Here is a 19,648-nt window from a genome sequence, read left to right on the forward strand (position 1 = left end):
TGATAAAGGTGAGAATGAAACTAAAAGCTATTTTTTAAAAAATAAAAATGGATTAGCTCATAAAATTATCTACCTCAGAAGAAAAATCAATTTCAAATCCTAATTCTTCTAGCACCTTATGATCAGCTGTATTTTTTTGCCCTTTTGTCGTTAAATAATCGCCAATGAAAATAGAAATTGCAGCGTACAAGCCAAATGGTTGCAATGTTCCCAAATTCACCTCTCTGCCACCGGAAATTCTTATTTCTTTTGTTGGGTTCACATACCGGAATAACGCCAAAACTTTTAAACAATATCTAGGATTTAGCACATTTGTTCCTCTAATGGTGTTCCATCAATGGCGTGTAAATATTTAATTGGAATAGAGTCTGCATCTAATTCTCTTAGAGTAAAAGCCATGTTTACTACATCTTCTATCGTCTCTTTCATTCCCACAATAACACCAGAGCATAGTGATATCCCGCTGTTTTTTACTATTTCAATCGTATTTAATCGGTCATCATATGTATGTGAGGTTGTTATCTTTTCATGATGTTCTTTTGAGGTATCAACTTTATGGTTATACCTATCAACACCTGCCTCTTTTAATCTATTTGCTTGTTCAGGTTTAAAAATACCTAAGCAAGCACAAACCTTTAAGCCATATATTGCTTTAATCTCCTTAACAGCTTCAGAAACATGTTCCACCTCTTTGTTTGAAGGACCGCGACACTTGACTTGCTACAATACAATATGTTCCCGTATTTAAATGATGAGCTCTTTCTGCTCCTTTTAGAATAGTTTCCTTATCAAGCATTTTATACTTTTCAATAGGTGCGTTTGATACGATAGATTGTGAGCAATACCCGCAGTTTTCAGGACATAATCCAGATTTTGTATTCATAATCATATTTAACTTTAATTTTTCCCTTAATAATATTTTCTAATTTTAAATGCACCATTTAAAATTAATAGTAAATTATCTTCATGACAATTTAAAACTCTTTCAGCTTCTTCCATTGAAATCATTTTTCCATTTATCACTTCTTCAGCTTATAACTCCCAGTACATCTTCATCCCCCATTCCCATTTATAAGATATATGGGAATGTATGGATAAATTAATGTCAACTTAGTTTACAAAACGGTTTACATATATAAAAAAAGAAAGAGCCCCAACGGAGCTCAAATACATGCTTTATTTATCGAAGGTAAGCCGAGCCAACGATAATTAACAAAATAAAAAGAACGACAATTAACACGAAGCTATTTCCATACCCATAACCTGGATGTGCATTAGGATATCCATGATCATAATAGCAATGCATATTTCCCCACTCCTCATTAGTATAATTTTACTTCTCTTTACATTATGTTTCGGGTGGGTTGTATCGTATGTGCATTCGCCCATTTGGAGATAAACTTATTTAAATAAATCCGCGTAGTTTCCATATCCCTCTTTTTCAAGGTCTTCTTTTGGAATAAATTTAAGTGCAGCAGAATTTATACAATACCTAAGTCTATTTGGTCCTGGTCCATCATCAAAGACATGACCAAGATGAGTATCAGCCGTTTTACTTCTCACTTCCGTTCTCACCATTCCGTAACTAGTATCTACTTTTTCGACAACCTCAACTTCCTGAATTGGTTTTGTAAAACTAGGCCAACCGCATCCTGCATCATATTTATCTTTTGAACTGAACAATGGTTTTCTCGACACGATATCAACATATATACCTTCCTTTTCAAAATTCCAAAACTCATTTTGAAATGGTGGTTCAGTTCCATTGTTTTGTGTGACTTCAAATTGCATCGGACTTAATACTTTTTTTAACTCTTCACGATTTTTTTCTTTCCAATGCTGTTCAATAAATCGATCTCTACCAGAACCTGTTCGATAATGTTTATATCGTGAAGTGCTTTTTTTATAGAAATCTTGATGATAGTCTTCTGCTGGATAAAAAGGTTTTGCTTCTACTATCATCGTAACAATAGGTTTTGAAAATCTTCCGCTTTCTGCAAGTTGCTGTTTAGATTTCTCAGCTAATAATTTTTGTTTCTCAGTATGGTAAAATATCGCCGTTTTATATGATTCACCACGATCATAAAATTGCCCCCCCGCATCAGTAGGGTCTATTTGCTGCCAATACAATTCCAACAACTTTTCATACGGAAAGATATCTGGTTGAAAGGTAATTTGTACAGCCTCAAGATGTCCCGTTGTATTAGAACAAACTTCTTCATATGTAGGATTTTCCTTATCCCCACCTGTATAACCTGATATAACACTTACTATACCTGGAAGTTCATCAAAAGGTTGAACCATGCACCAAAAACAACCACCTGCAAACGTTGCAACCTCAAGTATATCTTTATTCATCATTTTTGCCCCCAATGTAAAACATTATTAATCATATTATATATCATGAGTAACTTTTAAAAAAACGATACGATTTCTATTATACCCGCCTATTTATATACTCTACTTGACACTTCATTAAACATTCCTTAGTCTTAAAAATAGAATAAATTGTGGGTTCGGAGGAATTAGGTTGAAAAGTAAACAAGAAAAAATGTATGAAATGGAAGCTCTCATGCGAAGTGTATATAAAAAATTACGCCAGGATATGAACATTGTTTATGATAAAGAAATGTCTAGAAATGAATTTTTCATTCTTAAAACTCTTTATGAACAAGGTTCGAAAAAATCATCAGATTTATCAAAAATGTTAAATGTCTCTGCTTCACATATTACTGCAGTAACGGATTCTCTAATTGAAAAAGAATGGATTCAACGTGTTCGGTCTGAACAAGACCGTCGAATTGTTAATTTACATTTAACAGAAGAAGGAAAAAACACATTACAACTATTTGAAAAAAAGAAAACAGATTTCCTTTTACAAAAATTTAATGATCTAAGTGATCAAGAAATTGAAAACTTTATTTCCTTATTGGAAAAGCTGTCAAAATAATAACGAGCATTTTCGTTTCTTTAGGTATTGTCTTTCCTACATATTTTTTGTTTCATACGCACACGATAGTTATATATACTAGGAGGTGCAAAAAAATGTCAACACCATATTTATGCCCCAATTGTAAGACAAATCGTACACGCTTTAACATTATTGAACAACAAGCCAAATCAGTTAAATTAGATCCTCAAACAGGAGTTATAATTGAAGAGCTTGAACAATCTTCTTTAGATCCCTTCCACATCACTTATAATGGCCCTCACTATAAGGTACAATGTGGAGTTTGCGGGCTTATTGAGAATGAACTTTCATTTATTAAAAGAGCACAACTTAAGTCTTAAAATACTTGAGACCCCTCAATTTCAGAACCATTGAGGGGCCTTATTTTTTTACATTTTACTATCCACAACGTTTCCCAAAAAGTTTTGTAGAACTGCTGCTAATTTTTCTGGCTGTTCAAGCATCGACATGTGTCCACTATCTTCAATAACTGTTTGTTGAATATTCCCTTTATCTACAGAAAAAACCTTATCAATAGGGATTACCCTATCCTCGCTACCAGCAACTAATAGAACTGGAACTTGGAGATTTTTTAAAATATGGTTTCGATCTGGTCTATTTTTCATTGCTTTAAGTGCACCAATTGCACCAAATTCTGAAGTTTTATAACCAATCTTTTTAACAAAATCCACTTGATTAATTAGTTCACTTTCATTCTTTTCTGAAAAAAGCTTTGGGATTAAATCATTTACAAAAGGAACTATTCCCTCATTAGAAATCTTATTTATCCCTTTATCACGATTACCTTTTGCTTCTTCAGAATCAGGATAAGCAGTTGAGTGAACTAAAGACAAACCTGTTAATCTTTCAGGATAAATTTCAGCGAAAGCAAGACTAATATAACCGCCTAATGAATGGCCAATTAGTGTAGCTCGTTCAATTTGTAATGAGTCTAACAAACTTCCTAAATCCATGGCCATATCAGTTATTTCACAGCAATCCCTCGGTGTACTTGAATCCCCATGTCCTCTTAAATCTACAGAAAGAACTCTGTTTTTTTTCACTAAATGCGGAACGACATACTTCCAGTAATGGCTATTACCACAAAAGCCGTGGATCAACACTACACATGGTCCAACCCCTTGATCTATGTAAGATATCATATTATCGCCAACATTTTGAGTAAATCGCTCCATCATTCACCCTCCGAGTTCAATTGTAATATTTAATCAATTAGAATTTTATCGTAACAAACATTTAGTATGAACTCAAATTTTTCCAATAACTAATATACTTATTATAGAAAACAAAACCCAAAAGTGTAAATAGTTTATCTAATTTCATTTATTTCAAGAGCTTAATTGTTCCAAAAATATCCAAAAAAACCACTATTATGTAATTTATATTTACATAATATGACTTCATACTCACTATCTATCAATTAAAACTGCCTATATAACTACTTTAATAATAATTTATTGTAAATAATGTTAATAAATTTTAACGGTGTTTTGATATTATAAAGATAATGTACAGATTTTGTAAAAAGAGTATACATGTCCATATTTTCCATTATTATTAGATTGAGCCAGCTGGTTCACAAGTGATCACTCAATCGTTACATGGGAGGAATAAACAATGAATAAGAGTTTATTATTGAAAGTTGGAGCATCATTACTTGCTGTATTTTTAATGGCTGCATGTAACAACACAGAAGAAACTCCTGAAGAAGAAACAGGCACTGAGGAAGGCGCTGAGGTAGAAGAAGGTACTGAGACTGAGGAAGGTACTGAAACTGAAGAAGGCGCTGAAGAAGAACAAGCACAATAATCAATCCTTTAAAACCTAAAAAATGAGAGGTGTTTACCTCTCATTTTTCAACTATTATCTTTTCTTTTTTCGTCTTTCATATGCCATAAATAAATGGCAATACTTAAAAACAGAGTGCAATAGGCAATGTTTAAGTAAACCTCATCCATTTTTTCTGCATAAAATTGTTGATATGCTATTGCACCGAAAATAAATGAAAAAAATATTGATAATACTGTAAAAATAACGTATTTGTCTTTCAATTACCTTCCCCCCGCATATACATTATTACTTAATTCTACACCCATTTTCAAACAGTATATCTGAAAATTGATATACAATAAATAGATCCCCTTTGATCATTATTCTACAATTTCCTTTGATATAATTTTAGCCTGATCATTTTCATATGCAACAATAAAATTCATGTTATAGGTTTTTGTCTTCTCTTTTTCACCTGTTCGTTCTATTGCGGAAATCTCAGTTTCGACAATTACCTGATTTTCTTGATTTGTTGTCTTTAATTCATTAACGCTTAAAGAAATGGTATTCAAATATTGATTACGAAATGTTTGATAATCAATATTTGATTGACTTTCACTACCTAAAAGCGAATAGGCTGTGACAAAATCTCGAAAATTAATACTTTCGATAAAATAATTTACAAGATAATCTGAAGTCTCTAACATTTTATTTACATCAATATCTGCTGCAGAGTTTAGGGATGTTATTGCCGGTAGATTTTTCATTGGAGTTTCAGACCAACTATTGACCAATGATAAAACAGAATTAATAGGGATGCTGAAACCAATATTTCCTTGTTCGATTCTGGCAGAGTTTATCCCGACAACTTTTCCTGTTGAGCGATCAATTAATGGACCTCCACTGTTTCCAGGTGCAATCGGGGCTGAGATCTGGTAAACATTTTCATAAATGTATGGATCAACATTTAATTCTCTATCTGTACCACTAATAATGCCTGTTGTTACAGTATTTTGAAAACCTAATGGACTACCAAGTGCTAATATTTCATCACCAATTTCTAGCTTTGAACTTGGTTCAAGTGGTAATGGGTCAATATTTTTCAATCCTTCGACCCTGACAACCGCAACATCTGTTTCGGTACTGATCCCAATTACCTGACCATTAAAACCTTTCGCATCTGTTGTCCGGATTTTAACTGTATCTGCCCCGCTAACAACATGAGCATTTGTAATTACATCACCTTTTTTGTTGTATAAAAAACCAGATCCTACCGAGCCATCATCAAGCTCAACCATCACAACTTTTTTTTGCGCCTCTCTTATGATTTCCTTGATATCTGGAACTGCTTGTTTGATACCTGAAGATTCAACCCTTTTTAGGATAGTGGATTCAGAAAACATTTTTTCAGCTATTTTGTCCTTTGTATAAACATAACCTAGACCACCACAAACCCATATAAGAATTGTTACAATGATACTAATGATTAACTTTCTATTCATAATTTATCCTTTCTTCTCTTCGAGTAACCAGGATATATTGTTAATTTCCACTTTCGCATTCTCTTTTGCAGAATACGTTACATGCTCAAAATCCCCTGTCTTACCGGGCTGTAGTTTATTAGGAAATACATTTGTTTTACCATCTTCGACTTTTTTTCCATTTTTATCAACTACAGTAAATTCAACAATAATGGAATAAGCAGGCTTTGTTCCACTGTTTTTCACTTTTCCCTCAATATAGGCATCACCATATTTATCAACTTTCAATTCAATACTTGCTAACTGTACTGCTTTCGTAAGATTTCTTTCCTCTTCCGCTTTTGCAACTTTCATTGCTTTCTCTATCCGCTCTTGCTCTTCCTTTTCAAAGGAAGCTTTTTCAGTTATTATTCTTTCTTTTAATGATAATAGTTTTTCATTGTTTACAACATATTGAAGGGCTGCGTCTACTACTAAAACAGCTTGGTTAAAATGCTTCGCTTCAAGACTTTTTTCTGCTTCTATTGAACTAATCATCACCATTTTTGTGTAGATCTGCTGTTTTAATTCCGATGCTTCTTGTATGTTTAATGAATATAGAGTAGATAACTTATCAGCTAGCTCATCAATTGTCGTAAGTTGATTAATTTCCCCTTTTATTTCTCCAACTTTTACACTTGTTTCAGCTTGTTCAACTTGATTCAAAAGGTTAACAAATAACGGGGAACGGTTTAAGTCAATTTGCCTTTTTAACAAATTAATCTCTTTTTGTGCATTATCAAAATCTTCATTTATCATTTTCTTTTCTACTTCATGTAGATCTTCATTTAAGTCAATAAAAGTATTAATGATTTCCTGTTCTTTTTTCAATATTTCGTAATCATTACGATATGAAAGGCCGTCTTCAATATATGCTAATGCTTTTTGGTACTTTCCTTCAAGTGCCGCCTTTTCTGCTTTTTCTTGAAGAGCCAGAACCTTTGCATTTACTTTTGACTCATAAATATTCGTTGAAAAAAGCAAGAGAATTACGATTATAAAACTTATCAAAGGCATGAGATAAACTAAAATAGTTCGTTTTTTATTTTTCACTTTTTTACTTTCAAGTCTTTTTCCACAATGTGAACAGTAATTTGCATTATTTTCCAAATGATTGGCTCCACAGCTTGTACAAAACATAAAGAATATCCTCCTCTTTTCTGTGGTAAAGGGGCGGAACGCAACTTTTACATAAATTTAAACGTAATACCCTTATTCTCTATCGATCTTTCAGTCTGCAAGAATAGTATAATTCGACATTCTTCTTTATTAGTATACATGTTTAACTCGTTTCATTCTAGATATGTATCATAGGGTATTTCGTACCATTTTCTCTAAACTATTTTCGTGAAAAATTTGGCCTGACACGAATTGTCAGACCTATTTATCCAGATAGTTACTGTTATGGCAAAGGTACATACAATGTAAACGTAATATCATCATTTACTAAGTTAAAACTTTCTGCTCGAGCAGTATAACCATTTTTGAATTTCAGCTCATCAAGTTGAATATTAATCAAATTATTGCCTGTATCAACTTTTACATATTTAGGAAGATCATAATTTGTATTCATATATTTTAATACATATGATACAGGGAGTTTCAATCTCCCTATCGATAATTCCTTTACGAGTAATTGCATATTTCCATCAGATTTCACCTTTGGTTCAAGAATCATTGTCATATTTATTTCTTTATTAAATGCTTCTATAACTCCATAAACATGGACATTTTCCTTCAACTCTACCCGATATTGTAAATTTTCTTGTGCAGTTTCTTCTTCTAAATAATGATTTATTAAATCTGTTAACGAATTCTTTTGAGTTTTTATTAGGAATGGTATAGCTTCTGCCGACGCTATTTTATTAGTTCCATCTTCTTCTAAAGGTTTATTCGGTATTAGCATGAAAGCGAAGATGGTAAGTATGATCACAATATTTATGATCAATAAAATTAGAAAGGAAATTTTCCATTTATTCAAAGTCATACTCACTCATTTCTCATTATTAAATCTTTCAAAGTCAATTTCTTTAATTGCCTTAAAAACTTCACCTGCAATTAAAGAATACCCTTTTTCATTAGGATGAAACTCATCTTTATAAAAGAGTCGCTCATCATGATCATTAGAAAAGAGTTGATCAACTGATACAAATATAGCTTTGTCATCTTTATTAATCATTTGTTTTGTATTTACATTCCATTCATTTATAATCGTATTTATTTCCGGAAGCTCTGGAAGCATAGATTGAAATGGGTTATAAAGGCCTATAAAAACAATATATGCATTAGAATTATGATGACGAATGGTCGTAAAAACATCTTTTAATCTCTTTTCATAGTTTTTCTGCTCGGTTCGAAAAGGCTCGAAATCAAGTGAAAAGATGTTACTTCTTACGACATTCATAATATCATTACCTCCGATTGTCATCAGAATGATATCAGCCTCTTCTACACTTTTTATTACCGCTTCTTCCTGAAGCTTAGCTTGTAAATTGCTTGTTTTATGCCCTTTCACACCAAAATTCTTCACTGATACTTCTTTAATATGATCCTGTTCCTCTATCTTATCTTTCACCATTCCGAAGTATCCGCCATGACCAGATTCATCACCTATTCCTTTTGTTAATGAATCACCGATACCAACAAGTTTAATCGTCTTTGGAGCATTCACTTCAGATGCTTCTTGCTTGTTTATTTCTGAATCGGGCTCGGCTCCTAAATTTCCAGTTCGTTCAGCCATACATCCTGTAGCAGCCAGTAAGCCAAAAATACAAATCGCTACTATTTTCCGTTTCATAAAATCACCTTAACTATTAATCTAGTAAAAGATTCCCAACATCATGTTAGTAAAAAAGATTCCAAATGGAATCTTTTTACCATTTATTAAATTAATTTGCTAATGCTTTCATATCAGCAATCATTTCATCATATGGAGGTTTGTCTACCCCGCTATAGTCTTTCAAAACAATGCCGTTTTGATCAATTAAATAAAAACTAGTTGCATGAATAACTTGATCCTCATTTGCTGGTTTTTTAACAATTGTTTTAAAACTTTCCATTGCAAAATCTTCAATTTCCTTTTGAGAATATCCTGTTAAAAAACTCCAATTTTTAAAATTAACTGAATAAGTTTTAGCAAACTCTTTTAACTTTTCTTGTGTATCAATTTCAGGATCAACACTAAAAGAAATTAACTCTACATCCAGACCTGCTTCTTCAATCATTCCCTGTAGCTTACTCATATGTGCTGTCATTGGAGGGCAAACTGTTTCACAGCTTGTAAAAATAAAATTCGCAATCCATATATCACCCTTTAAATCTTCTAAAGATACACTTTTTCCATCTTGATTACTATATTGAAAGGATTGGACCTCATAATTTAATGGATCTTTAATCACAGATGAATTGCCACAAGCTGATAAAAGCAAAAATATACTAACGATTACCATATAAAAAAGCCCATATTTTATTCTTTTCAATCAATCTTCACCCTTCGCCTCTTCATTTGCACCTATAAAGTGTAACAAAATTTGGCGTCCAAATAAAGGGTAGCATATGAAGATTTCATTTCCGTTCATCTAATGATGGATCCTTTGTAAAGGTTTTAACGATATCTAATAAAAAATCTTTGTAATCAAATCGAATAGCAATCGAATGGATTGGATAGTCTGCTAAATCTTTATATGGTCGAAAATCACCAATACTAAATCCTCTTCCATCATCATTACTAGTTACAATTTTTACTGGCTTTTCAACAAATTGAAATAAATCATTATTGTCTACTGCCCATAATGTTAAAAGATCATGCAAAGGTCCCCCTAAAATAGAAGGATCTCTTTTTTTATACCAGTTTGAATAGTAATCTATCATTGGTTTTATTAATTGGCCTGCTGGATCATCATTCTCTTTAAAATATTTATCTATTTTGTTTACAATGTTTTCGGGTATGATTGCATAGTTTGTAATATTTAATGGGAAGATCTTTACGTTTTTAGCATATGTCAGTACTAAATTTGCTGCATAATGATCACTATAAAAATTTGCTTCTGCTATTGGTGATGCATTCCCCGGATATAGGAAGGCACCACCCATAATATATAAATCTTTTATTTTCGACATTTGATTTGGATAAAGAACAATGGCAGTTGCTAAAGAAGTTAATCTACCAACATTCACAATGATCAATTCATTTTGATATTGATTGACAACAGAAAGGATTTCATGGAAATTTTCAAATTCTTCAATATGGTTATTAGTGTTAAACTTTGGAATTATTGGCCCCATACCAAACTCGCCATGAATTTCCGGAAAATAGGTCGGTACCTCGCCCGTTAAGGGTCGAATTGCTCCTCCAATAAGAGGAACTTTCGTTAGCCCGGTTATCTCTTGAATGTATGATGCAGTCTTTGTAGCATTCTCTTTCGAAATATTGCCATAATCAACTACAATGCCTACGATTTCGATTTCAGGATTATAATAAGCAAATAGCAGTGCGATAATATCATCAATTCCAAAATCACCTATAAAAAGGATTTTCTGTGAGATGTTAAAACACCCCCTATTATATGTTATTTTAATATATGTGTTTTACTTTCTAGTTATTTCAAATTTCAATATGTTTCCATCTCTAACGAAAATGAGCCTTTACATGTAAAAAAGACCAGCTCTTAAGATAGCTAGTCCTTTTTCCTTATTCTGCTAAAAACATAAATCCAATTGCACCAGAACCAGTATGAGTTGTAATCACTGGTGTTGTAAACGATATATCTATCTGACAATTCGGACTGATATCGTTAATCGCATTCTTAAGTTTTGTTGCTAATTCAAAAGCATCTGCATGTGCAATTCCAACTGCCTTTACTGTTTTGCCTTTAATATCTTCAGCGAATTGCTTTGCTAAAAATTTTATCGCCTGTGAATGGCTTCTTACCTTTCCAATTGGAGTGTATACACCATCCTGAAGTTTTGCTATTGGTTTAATATTTAAAAGCGAACCGATTAAAGCTTTTCCCTTACCAATTCTTCCCCCTTTTACAAGGTTTTCAAGAGTATCAACCATAATATATAGGGTTGTATTTTTCTTCATTTCATTCAGCCTTTGTAGGATCTCTTCTTTATTAAACCCATTTTTCGCCATCTCGGCAGCTTCTACAACTTGAAATCCAAGTGCTTTCGAAATAAACGAGGAATCTACAACCGTAACATCTGCATCTGACATTTGTGCTGCTCCGTGTGCGGAGTGGATTGTTCCGCTTAATGCCTCTGTCATATGTATCGATATTATAGCGCTTCCATCTTTACTCAATTGCTTATATACATCTAGAAATTTTCCTGTAGGTGGCTGTGAACTCTTTGGAAGTTCTTCTGAAATTTTCATCAATGATAAGAATTCATCTGGTTCAATATCAACACCATCTATATATGTATGATGATCAATTGTAATGGATAATGGTACAACCGTAATATTATATTCATCTATCAGTTCTTTACTAATATCCATTGTGGAGTCTGTTACAATTTTAATGTTGCTCATTATATCACATCCCTAGAAAGACTATCCTTTATTATACATTCAATCTATGATGTTTCAATGCAAAATAAATGGATATCCTTTGTAGTTTTGATATTTTTATCCCTCTGATTTTTTTCAACTAGTACTTTGTTTGTATTCGTAAAAAAAATCTATTGTCCTAACATGATGATATGCTGAAATTCTCATGATTATATGACTGCACTTCCAACTCGTAAACATTGGTATTTGATATAAAAATAATCACTACAAATAGAATACAAAAAAACCAGATTTCTCTGGTTTTTTTGTAATTATGCATTGTTTTTTAAGATGTAAGATCCAAAAATCGCCTCATAATCAGGCCACTTTATTTTATTTTTCAAATAATCTTTAAATGAATAAATACTTTTAGGTTGCTTTTGGGCATAAATTGTTGTTAAAAAAGTTTGTAAACGGATTTGAAGCATGAAACGGTATTTGTTATCTTCCTCCAATACTGGGATTTCAATGATCTTTACCTTCTGTCCACTCATCAGCTTGAACTCTAGGCTTTTTAATAACAAGTTATCAATCCTCTTTTTTACCCGTTTCTTATATTATAACCCAATTTTTTCGAGAAATCTGTCTATTCATGTCAGAAAAAAATTATTTTTTAGTTCTTTTTATATTTTTTGTACACTCTTATATTAGTAAATTGAATAAATAGCTATCTTTATTAACTTCAGTAAAATCGAAACCTTTTTTCTTCATTCTTTGTACTAATAGTTCATAGTCACCTTTATGTTTTAATTCAATACCAACTAAGGCAGGACCGTTATCTTTGTTATTCTTTTTCGTATATTCAAAACGTGAAATATCATCGTTTGGTCCAAGAACTTCATCAAGGAATTCTCTTAAAGCACCTGCACGTTGCGGGAAGTTTACAATAAAATAATGTTGTAATCCCTCATAAATCATTGAACGCTCTTTCATTTCCTGCATTCTGCCGATATCATTATTACCGCCACTAACTATACAAACAACATTTTTTCCTTTAATTTCATCTTTAACAAAATCTAAAGCAGATATTGATAATGCGCCAGCTGGTTCAGCCACAATCGCATTTTCATTATATAATTCTAAAATTGTAGTACAAACCTTCCCTTCTGGTACAAGGACAACCTCATCGACAACATCCTTACAAATTGCAAAAGTTTTATCACCAATGCGTTTAACTGCAGCCCCATCAACGAAATTATCAATTTTTTCAAGTGTCAAGACTTTGTCTTCTAATCGTGAATTGTATAAAGATGCTGCACCCTCAGGTTCCACAGCAATTATTTTTGTTAACGGAGAAATACTTTTAAAGTATGTGCCTAATCCCGAAATAAGGCCTCCTCCACCAACACTAGCAAAAACATAATCCAAATTTACATCCGAGTCATTTAATATTTCAACTGCAATTGTCCCTTGTCCTGCAATGACATCAACATCATCAAAAGGATGAATAAATGTACGATTTTCAGCTTTACAACACTCAACAGCCTTTTGGCTTGCATCATCAAATGTATCACCTGTTAAAATGATTTCGACAAATTCTTTACCAAACAACTCAACTTGGGACACCTTTTGACGAGGTGTCGTTGATGGCATGAAAATTTTACCGTGAATTTTTAATTGTCTGCATGAATATGCCACACCTTGTGCATGGTTACCAGCACTTGCGCAAACGATTCCATTTACTGTTTGAGTTTCATCAAGTTGTTTAATCTTGTTATAAGCACCACGAATTTTAAATGATCGCACAACTTGTAAATCTTCTCTTTTCAAGTACACATTGCATTGATATTTTTCCGAAAGCTTTTCATTTTTTTGTAATGGAGTATGTGTTACAACATCTTTTAATAAATGATTCGCTTTTAAAATATCTTCTACATATACATTCTGTAATTCATTGATAGTTTGTTTCATTGTCACGACCCTTTCAAAAACTTATTAATTTTAAAATTATATCATGAATATTCTAAATATAGCGGTAATAGTTAAAATTTTAACAGATTTTTTTATGTAAAGGCTCTTCTTTTTAAAATTGGTGTAAAGCTAGTCTTATGTTACGATCGAACAAAAAAGCTTTAATGACACAGTTCTCGTAAGTCGATTCTTTAATATTGTGTATTTCATTTTCATTGGTGTTATAATAAATTTATCCTTTTGTTTGTCAGAAGGTTATCACATCCATATTAATTATGAATCTTAGATTTAGTGATCTTAGTTACTCTAATGGACAAGCAAGCACATGTTTTTACGTGAGTATTATTTATACTATATATGCTTGAAAAGTGAATATAATTGTACGAATGAATTGAGTTTGAAAGGAGTACGACAAAAATTGGCTAATACACATACATTTTCAAAAGGCGAAGAAATTGCTAATTCAATCACTCATGGAATCGGTGGCTTATTAAGCATGGCGGGATTAGTCATTTTAATTGTTTTTTCCTCCTCATATGGTTCAGCATTGCATATTGTCAGCTTCACAATTTTTGGAATCACTATGGTCCTTTTATATACTGCTTCGACATTGGTTCATAGTTTTCCAGCTGGAAAAGCAAAGGATGTTTTTGAAATACTTGATCATTCTGCTATCTACTTTTTTATAGCAGGCTCTTATACACCGTTTTTATTCATCGCGGTTAAAGGCTGGATTGGCTGGACATTATTTGGAATTGTTTGGGGCCTTGCTATTGTCGGAACACTATTTAAAGCATTCTTTGTGAAAAAATATGTATTTTTCTCTACACTTATGTATGTTATTATGGGCTGGTTAATTATCTTCGCATGGGGTCAAATTACCGAAAACGTGGCTTACAATGGTGTCTTATTACTCGTTGTTGGAGGAGTGTTATATACAATTGGTGCAATCTTTTATGTATGGAGAGGGTTTAAATACCACCATGCAATCTGGCACTTGTTTGTACTCGCTGGAACGATCTTACATTTCTTTTCAGTATTATTTTATCTTTTATAATTAAAAAACAGCCTCAAAAATGAGTTGTTCATCTTTCATTTTTGAGGCTGTTTTTATTTTATTATTTTTTCATAGACGACAAAATCGAAATCATATGGATTTTTGTCATCTTTAATACCTGGTTCTTTTGATATCATTTTCCATTCATTTTCATCTATACTTGGAAAATACGTATCCCCTTCGAACTCATGATAGATGTTCGTTACATATAAACGATCACTATAAGGCAGTATTTCTTTAAAGATTTCAGCTCCGCCAATCACAAATATTTCTTCATCCATTTTATTCCTTGAAAGTTCAAGTAATTCATCAATTGAATGGATTATTTTGCAACCATTACTAGTAAAATGTTTATCTCTTGTAATGATGATATTTTCTCTTCCAGGTAATGGTTTACCAATCGAATCAAATGTTTTCCTCCCCATTACAATAGTATGTCCCATAGTAACACGCTTAAAATAAGCTAAATCCTGTGGTAAATGCCATGGAAGTTGATTGTTTTTACCGATAAGTCGATTTCTATCCATTGCATACAATAATGAAATCAAACGCTAACAGCTCCCTTTATATGTGGATGTGGATCATATCCTTCAATTGTAAAATCGTCGAAAGTAAAATCAAAAATCGATGATACATCACTATTCATTTTTAAAGTCGGTAATGGACGGGGTTCTCTCTTTAATTGTTCTTTGATTTGATCAAGATGATTTGTATATATATGTACATCACCAAACGTATGAACAAATTCTCCGACCTCTAAATTTGTTGCTTGTGCCATCATATGAACTAATAATGCATATGAAGCAATGTTAAATGGAACACCTAAAAATACATCAGCAGACCTTTGATATAGCTGGCATGAAAGTTTGCCATCAGCTACATAGAATTGAAAAAAACAATGGCAAGGCGGCAGTGCCATGTTGTCGACATCAGCCACATTCCAAGCAGAAACAATTAATCTTCTAGAATCAGGATTATTTTTTATTTGGTTTACAACATTTGAAATTTGGTCAATCGTTGAGCCATCTTTAGCTGGCCATGATCTCCATTGATGACCATAGACAGGTCCTAACTCACCTTTTTCATCTGCCCATTCATTCCAAATTCGAACCCCATTTTCTTGAAGATACTTTATATTTGTATCTCCTTTTAAAAACCAAAGCAATTCATGGATGATTGATTTGGTATGAAGTTTTTTCGTTGTCATTAAAGGAAATCCTTCCTGTAGATCAAATCTCATTTGATATCCAAATGTACTAATTGTACCAGTTCCAGTTCGGTCTCCTTTTTTTACTCCATTTTCAAGGACATGTTTACATAATTCTAAATATTGTTTCATTTTTTACACTTCCCTTACTTAAATTACCCCATGTATTTTACCATTATTTTTAAGGTTATTGAAAACTCACATATTTGATTTTTGGCTGATTGGCCGCTTTTTGTTCTAAAGAATGGATAAACTTAAATGTAAGTGGTGCTTTTTCATTTAATTGTAATTTCGTTTCTTTGTTGTGGTAATACATTGCAAACGATTCTGCAAAGTACTCTTCTGGAAATTGAATAAAATAATTTCGCATTGGAAATAATTGATGCACTTCTTGTTTCCAAATATTGAGAAACATCGGATCTTTACGAACATAATAAAAAACATATTTATCAATTGCATGTGCTAGCTCGTGTAATTCTAATGAAACAGATGAATGGCCTTTTCCATATTCACTATGCCCAATTTTCGCATAAACGACTCTATCTTTACTCATCCCAGGTACTTGATCCCAATTCGGAGCTGATTCCGTATAACCTCTTGGCTTTTTATCTTGTAAACTAGTTAAGCCCTCTTGATCTGTTAGAGAACCATTAAATAATTTAATCTTAATATTTTGTCTTGCTGCAAGCATTAAGATGTTCTGATCGACTTTTTCTATATTCCTGATCATAGAAAAAACCTCATCTTCAGAAAAAGATGATTCTGGTAAAAGAATGATCTCCCCTACTATTGGTTTCGATAAAATGACTTCTTTTGACTTAAAGGAATATGTAGATAACGGCATTCCTTCTGGTATAGCTTTAGCTAAATGATAAAAGGGGAGACACATAAGTGGAATTAATAAGAAAAATATACCCTTTTTCATGTTGTTCTTCCTCTCGCTGTATAATAACTAGGGTTTGGAAAAGGATGATATATGAGGTTTCATGTTATAAAACTTTTATGAATAGAATACCATATTTCAACATATTAAACTATCATTCTACAAAGATTAATTCACCTAACTTTGCTTCCTAGTAAAATAAAAAAGCACGCAAAATAACATGCGTGCTTGTCTTATTTTATTCATTTTTCGGGAAACAAAAAAGGTATCAGTGGTAGCTCATCCAATTTGGCGGCGTATTTTTGTCCCAATAAATACTACCTAAATCCTTATGAGACTGAAAAGAATCATGATACGTATGATAATGAAAATTGAACCAATAACCATCTAATGGACGGTTTTCTCGTCGCACGTGAAAACGCAGTACATCTTTACCAGTTTGCGAATTGTATATGTGAAATATTTTTTCACTTGTTCCCCCTGAAGGTTTTGAGACAACAAGATGTTGAAATAACTCATCATTTTCTGTATTTATATAATATGTAATAATATCTTGCATTTTAGGATAAATGACTTCTTTAAATTCATCTTCAATTGCTCCGCTAATTTTATCTCCAAACTTCATGTATGACTTTTGTTCAGCTTCAGATAATAAATTAGATAATACTTGTTCCTTTGAAAATGGAATTTGTTCTACATCTACTTTTGGTGGTAAAAATCGTTCAATTTGTTCATCGTTAATAGAGGGATTTGAAAATGAATCCTCTGAAGGCTTATCTTGTATAGCTAAAGAAGCTGGAGGTGTAACAAGTCCAAAAGTTGCTATTGAGAATAGTATAAAAAGTGATTTTCTTAACCATTTATTCATAGCTGAACGTCCTTCCAAAACATACTAATATATTACAATCTTAACATATAGATTGGATTTACAATATATCAAAATGATTACAAATCAAACGAAAATCATTCTGTTAACGATAAAATACTTTTATTGGTAATCAAAAACGTTTAAAATAAATAAGACATACATATATTAAAGATAACATTTCGGGAGGTTAGAAAAATGAGCTATGATTTATTTTTCTTTATTGGCTGTTTCGTTACTCTTGCATATTTTATTTTTGTAGAAATTACTGATTAAATACATAGCGTGATTTCCTTTAGAGGGGCTTATCCAATGATGGGTATCAAGCTTCCAAGGGGTTTATTTCTTGGTTAAGATGGAAAAAGTGAGGGTGCATACATCAAATGTATGCACCCATTTTTTATACTCGTTTCTTTTTCTTTCTTGCTGAATCAAGCTGCTTTGACTCTGATTCATTATTTGTTGTTCCTTGTCCCTCCACATTTGGAGAACCAAGTACTTCCCTTGAAGGATCAACTTTACGTTTTGTCATAATGATAACACCTCCACACTATTATCATTTGCTATTCATTTATTTCTATAACGCCATAATGAAATTTTGCTGATTTGCGGATATTTACATTGAAACCTAATTTCATAAAGCGATCACTTTTCCAATGGTCTTTTAAAACAATTCTTCTTTTACCGACACGCTTTGCTTCCTTTATCGTTTTAACATCAAGTTGTGAATAGTTTGCAAGACTTTTTAATGGCAAGAGTCCAATCGATGCTTCAATCGTTTCCTCGAACATTGGATCAAAATAAATAACATCAAAGGATTTATCAGGGCAGCTTTGTAAAAATGATAAATGATCTGAAGATGTCACTTCAATACGTTTCATTGCTTCATCAAATGTTTGTATTCCTGTTTCCCATTGTTGAAGCCCTTTTTTAACGATATATGCTAAACTTTGACTTGCTTCAATCCCTTTCACATATCCTGTGTCCCCAACAACAAAACTAGCAATAATACTATCTGAAGCTAACCCAAGTGTACAATCTAAAAAGGAATCTCCTTCTTTAAGTCCACAAGTCTCACAAAGAAGATCGCTTTCACCTTTTTGAAGTCTTTTAATTCTAAACATCGCTGAATTCGGATGAAAAAACAATGGGCTTTCATGATCGATCACATGAAGTTCAAGTCGATTTTTCCCTACAACAAGTAAGGTATCTTGAAATGCAGATTTCATATCTTGGACTGCCTGTTTATTTCTCTTTATAAATGTACCGTTTAGTTCAAGGGAAATTTCGTTTGCTAATTGAATTAATTGATTATCGGGTCTTCCTGAAGTTGTTACGATCATTTTTATCTCCACTTTCATTTTTTAGATGCATAATAAAAAGGATGCATTTTCGCATCCTTTTTAACAATATTTCTCGAAGGCATTTTCTAAATTCTGCATGATATTTTCAATCGAATTTCCTTCAATATTATGACGAGGAATAAAATGAACAACTTCACCGTCTTTTAATAGTGCCATTGAAGGTGATGAAGGCTCATATCCTTTAAAATACTCACGCATTTTACTTGTTGCCTCTTTATCTTGTCCTGCAAAAACTGTAACTAGTTTATTCGGCTTTTTGTCAGAATTTAAGGCAGATTGTGTTGCAGCAGGTCTTGCTAATCCTGCAGCACACCCACATACAGAGTTCACAACGACAAGTGTTGTTCCTTTTGCAACTTTCATAAACTCTTCTACTTCTGCTTCAGTTGTTAATTCTTCAAACCCTGCATTTGTAAGCTCGGCTCTCATTGGCTTAACAACTTGTTTCATATATTCGTCATATGCCATTGACATAAAAATCCCTCCACATCTAAACATTTATTTAAAGAATACTATAGGGTATTTGACAATGCAAACAACTTACTCTTC

The 19,648-nt window shown here is 32.4% G+C and carries 24 protein-coding genes and 1 pseudogene; 4 read left to right on the top strand and 21 right to left on the bottom strand.

What is annotated here, in order from left to right:
- Positions 1 to 52: 52 nt before the first annotated feature.
- The 3 genes and pseudogenes from bioB to msrB form a co-directional block, all read right to left on the bottom strand.
- Positions 53 to 1,008: pseudogene (bioB, locus tag GMB29_RS15925) on the bottom strand (biotin synthase BioB).
- A gap of 172 nt (positions 1,009 to 1,180) precedes the next feature.
- The gene (locus tag GMB29_RS15930; protein WP_136358036.1) at positions 1,181 to 1,306 is read right to left on the bottom strand and encodes a YjcZ family sporulation protein; all 126 of its coding nucleotides are present in this window, start codon (positions 1,304 to 1,306) and stop codon (positions 1,181 to 1,183) included.
- 95 nt (positions 1,307 to 1,401) lie between these two features.
- Positions 1,402 to 2,361: a peptide-methionine (R)-S-oxide reductase MsrB gene (gene msrB, locus GMB29_RS15935; protein ID WP_406600271.1), complete on the bottom strand. Its 960-nt coding sequence runs from the start codon at positions 2,359 to 2,361 to the stop codon at positions 1,402 to 1,404.
- Positions 2,362 to 2,530: 169 nt separating this feature from the next.
- Here msrB and GMB29_RS15940 point away from each other — a divergent pair, with 169 nt between their 5' ends.
- Positions 2,531 to 2,950 carry a MarR family winged helix-turn-helix transcriptional regulator gene (locus GMB29_RS15940; protein ID WP_227551372.1) on the top strand — a complete coding sequence of 140 codons (420 nt, stop codon included), beginning with the start codon at positions 2,531 to 2,533 and terminating at the stop codon, positions 2,948 to 2,950.
- A gap of 95 nt (positions 2,951 to 3,045) precedes the next feature.
- A complete protein-coding gene (locus GMB29_RS15945) occupies positions 3,046 to 3,291 on the top strand; it encodes a DNA alkylation repair protein (protein ID WP_136358040.1) in 246 nt (81 codons plus the stop codon).
- Positions 3,292 to 3,339: 48 nt separating this feature from the next.
- Here the strand turns inward: GMB29_RS15945 and GMB29_RS15950 are convergent, their stop codons facing one another.
- Positions 3,340 to 4,146 carry an alpha/beta fold hydrolase gene (locus GMB29_RS15950; protein ID WP_136358042.1) on the bottom strand — a complete coding sequence of 269 codons (807 nt, stop codon included), beginning with the start codon at positions 4,144 to 4,146 and terminating at the stop codon, positions 3,340 to 3,342.
- Between the two features lie 442 nt (positions 4,147 to 4,588).
- On the opposite strand from GMB29_RS15950, the gene GMB29_RS15955 reads away from it, so the two are divergent.
- Positions 4,589 to 4,780: a hypothetical protein gene (locus GMB29_RS15955; protein ID WP_136358044.1), complete on the top strand. Its 192-nt coding sequence runs from the start codon at positions 4,589 to 4,591 to the stop codon at positions 4,778 to 4,780.
- Between the two features lie 47 nt (positions 4,781 to 4,827).
- On the opposite strand, the gene ypmT is transcribed toward GMB29_RS15955, so the two are convergent.
- The 10 genes from ypmT to ilvA form a co-directional block, all read right to left on the bottom strand.
- The gene (gene ypmT / locus GMB29_RS15960) at positions 4,828 to 5,022 is read right to left on the bottom strand and encodes a protein YpmT (RefSeq protein ID WP_136358046.1); all 195 of its coding nucleotides are present in this window, start codon (positions 5,020 to 5,022) and stop codon (positions 4,828 to 4,830) included.
- Between the two features lie 99 nt (positions 5,023 to 5,121).
- Positions 5,122 to 6,243 carry a S1C family serine protease gene (locus GMB29_RS15965; RefSeq protein WP_136358048.1) on the bottom strand — a complete coding sequence of 374 codons (1,122 nt, stop codon included), beginning with the start codon at positions 6,241 to 6,243 and terminating at the stop codon, positions 5,122 to 5,124.
- Between the two features lie 3 nt (positions 6,244 to 6,246).
- Positions 6,247 to 7,401: an FxLYD domain-containing protein gene (locus GMB29_RS15970; RefSeq protein ID WP_136358050.1), complete on the bottom strand. Its 1,155-nt coding sequence runs from the start codon at positions 7,399 to 7,401 to the stop codon at positions 6,247 to 6,249.
- Between the two features lie 262 nt (positions 7,402 to 7,663).
- The gene (locus tag GMB29_RS15975; RefSeq protein WP_196305192.1) at positions 7,664 to 8,242 is read right to left on the bottom strand and encodes a YpmS family protein; all 579 of its coding nucleotides are present in this window, start codon (positions 8,240 to 8,242) and stop codon (positions 7,664 to 7,666) included.
- A gap of 12 nt (positions 8,243 to 8,254) precedes the next feature.
- The gene (locus tag GMB29_RS15980; protein ID WP_136358054.1) at positions 8,255 to 9,058 is read right to left on the bottom strand and encodes an SGNH/GDSL hydrolase family protein; all 804 of its coding nucleotides are present in this window, start codon (positions 9,056 to 9,058) and stop codon (positions 8,255 to 8,257) included.
- Between the two features lie 91 nt (positions 9,059 to 9,149).
- Complete coding sequence (locus tag GMB29_RS15985; protein ID WP_136358139.1) at positions 9,150 to 9,710, bottom strand: SCO family protein; 561 nt, start codon at positions 9,708 to 9,710, stop codon at positions 9,150 to 9,152.
- Between the two features lie 115 nt (positions 9,711 to 9,825).
- Positions 9,826 to 10,839 (bottom strand): nucleoside hydrolase, encoded by a 1,014-nt coding sequence (locus tag GMB29_RS15990; RefSeq protein WP_319941515.1) that lies wholly within the window; start codon positions 10,837 to 10,839, stop codon positions 9,826 to 9,828.
- Positions 10,840 to 10,951: 112 nt separating this feature from the next.
- Positions 10,952 to 11,794, bottom strand: a complete 843-nt coding sequence (locus GMB29_RS15995; protein WP_136358058.1) for a DegV family protein — start codon at positions 11,792 to 11,794, stop codon at positions 10,952 to 10,954.
- 290 nt (positions 11,795 to 12,084) lie between these two features.
- A complete protein-coding gene (locus tag GMB29_RS16000) occupies positions 12,085 to 12,336 on the bottom strand; it encodes a DUF2535 family protein (RefSeq protein WP_136358060.1) in 252 nt (83 codons plus the stop codon).
- A 118-nt stretch (positions 12,337 to 12,454) separates the two neighbouring features.
- The gene (gene ilvA, locus GMB29_RS16005; protein ID WP_136358062.1) at positions 12,455 to 13,723 is read right to left on the bottom strand and encodes a threonine ammonia-lyase IlvA; all 1,269 of its coding nucleotides are present in this window, start codon (positions 13,721 to 13,723) and stop codon (positions 12,455 to 12,457) included.
- A 418-nt stretch (positions 13,724 to 14,141) separates the two neighbouring features.
- Here ilvA and trhA point away from each other — a divergent pair, with 418 nt between their 5' ends.
- Positions 14,142 to 14,780: a PAQR family membrane homeostasis protein TrhA gene (gene trhA / locus GMB29_RS16010; RefSeq protein ID WP_136358064.1), complete on the top strand. Its 639-nt coding sequence runs from the start codon at positions 14,142 to 14,144 to the stop codon at positions 14,778 to 14,780.
- Positions 14,781 to 14,833: 53 nt separating this feature from the next.
- Here trhA and GMB29_RS16015 read toward each other — a convergent pair whose 3' ends face one another.
- From GMB29_RS16015 to GMB29_RS16045, 7 genes are all read right to left on the bottom strand, one after another.
- Complete coding sequence (locus GMB29_RS16015) at positions 14,834 to 15,328, bottom strand: dihydrofolate reductase (RefSeq protein ID WP_136358066.1); 495 nt, start codon at positions 15,326 to 15,328, stop codon at positions 14,834 to 14,836.
- Positions 15,325 to 16,119, bottom strand: a complete 795-nt coding sequence (locus GMB29_RS16020) for a thymidylate synthase (protein WP_136358068.1) — start codon at positions 16,117 to 16,119, stop codon at positions 15,325 to 15,327. The genes GMB29_RS16015 and GMB29_RS16020 overlap by 4 nt, the downstream gene beginning before the upstream one ends.
- 55 nt (positions 16,120 to 16,174) lie before the next feature.
- Positions 16,175 to 16,912 (bottom strand): anthrax toxin lethal factor-related metalloendopeptidase, encoded by a 738-nt coding sequence (locus GMB29_RS16025; RefSeq protein ID WP_136358070.1) that lies wholly within the window; start codon positions 16,910 to 16,912, stop codon positions 16,175 to 16,177.
- A gap of 226 nt (positions 16,913 to 17,138) precedes the next feature.
- Positions 17,139 to 17,738 (bottom strand): YpjP family protein, encoded by a 600-nt coding sequence (locus GMB29_RS16030; RefSeq protein WP_136358072.1) that lies wholly within the window; start codon positions 17,736 to 17,738, stop codon positions 17,139 to 17,141.
- 397 nt (positions 17,739 to 18,135) lie between these two features.
- Positions 18,136 to 18,267 carry a YuzL family protein gene (locus tag GMB29_RS16035; RefSeq protein WP_136358074.1) on the bottom strand — a complete coding sequence of 44 codons (132 nt, stop codon included), beginning with the start codon at positions 18,265 to 18,267 and terminating at the stop codon, positions 18,136 to 18,138.
- Positions 18,268 to 18,298: 31 nt separating this feature from the next.
- The gene (locus GMB29_RS16040) at positions 18,299 to 19,078 is read right to left on the bottom strand and encodes a class I SAM-dependent methyltransferase (protein ID WP_136358076.1); all 780 of its coding nucleotides are present in this window, start codon (positions 19,076 to 19,078) and stop codon (positions 18,299 to 18,301) included.
- Between the two features lie 60 nt (positions 19,079 to 19,138).
- Positions 19,139 to 19,573: a BrxA/BrxB family bacilliredoxin gene (locus GMB29_RS16045; protein ID WP_136358078.1), complete on the bottom strand. Its 435-nt coding sequence runs from the start codon at positions 19,571 to 19,573 to the stop codon at positions 19,139 to 19,141.
- Positions 19,574 to 19,648: the final 75 nt, after the last annotated feature.

This window comes from Metabacillus sediminilitoris, assembly GCF_009720625.1.
Lineage (GTDB): Bacteria > Bacillota > Bacilli > Bacillales > Bacillaceae > Metabacillus > Metabacillus sediminilitoris.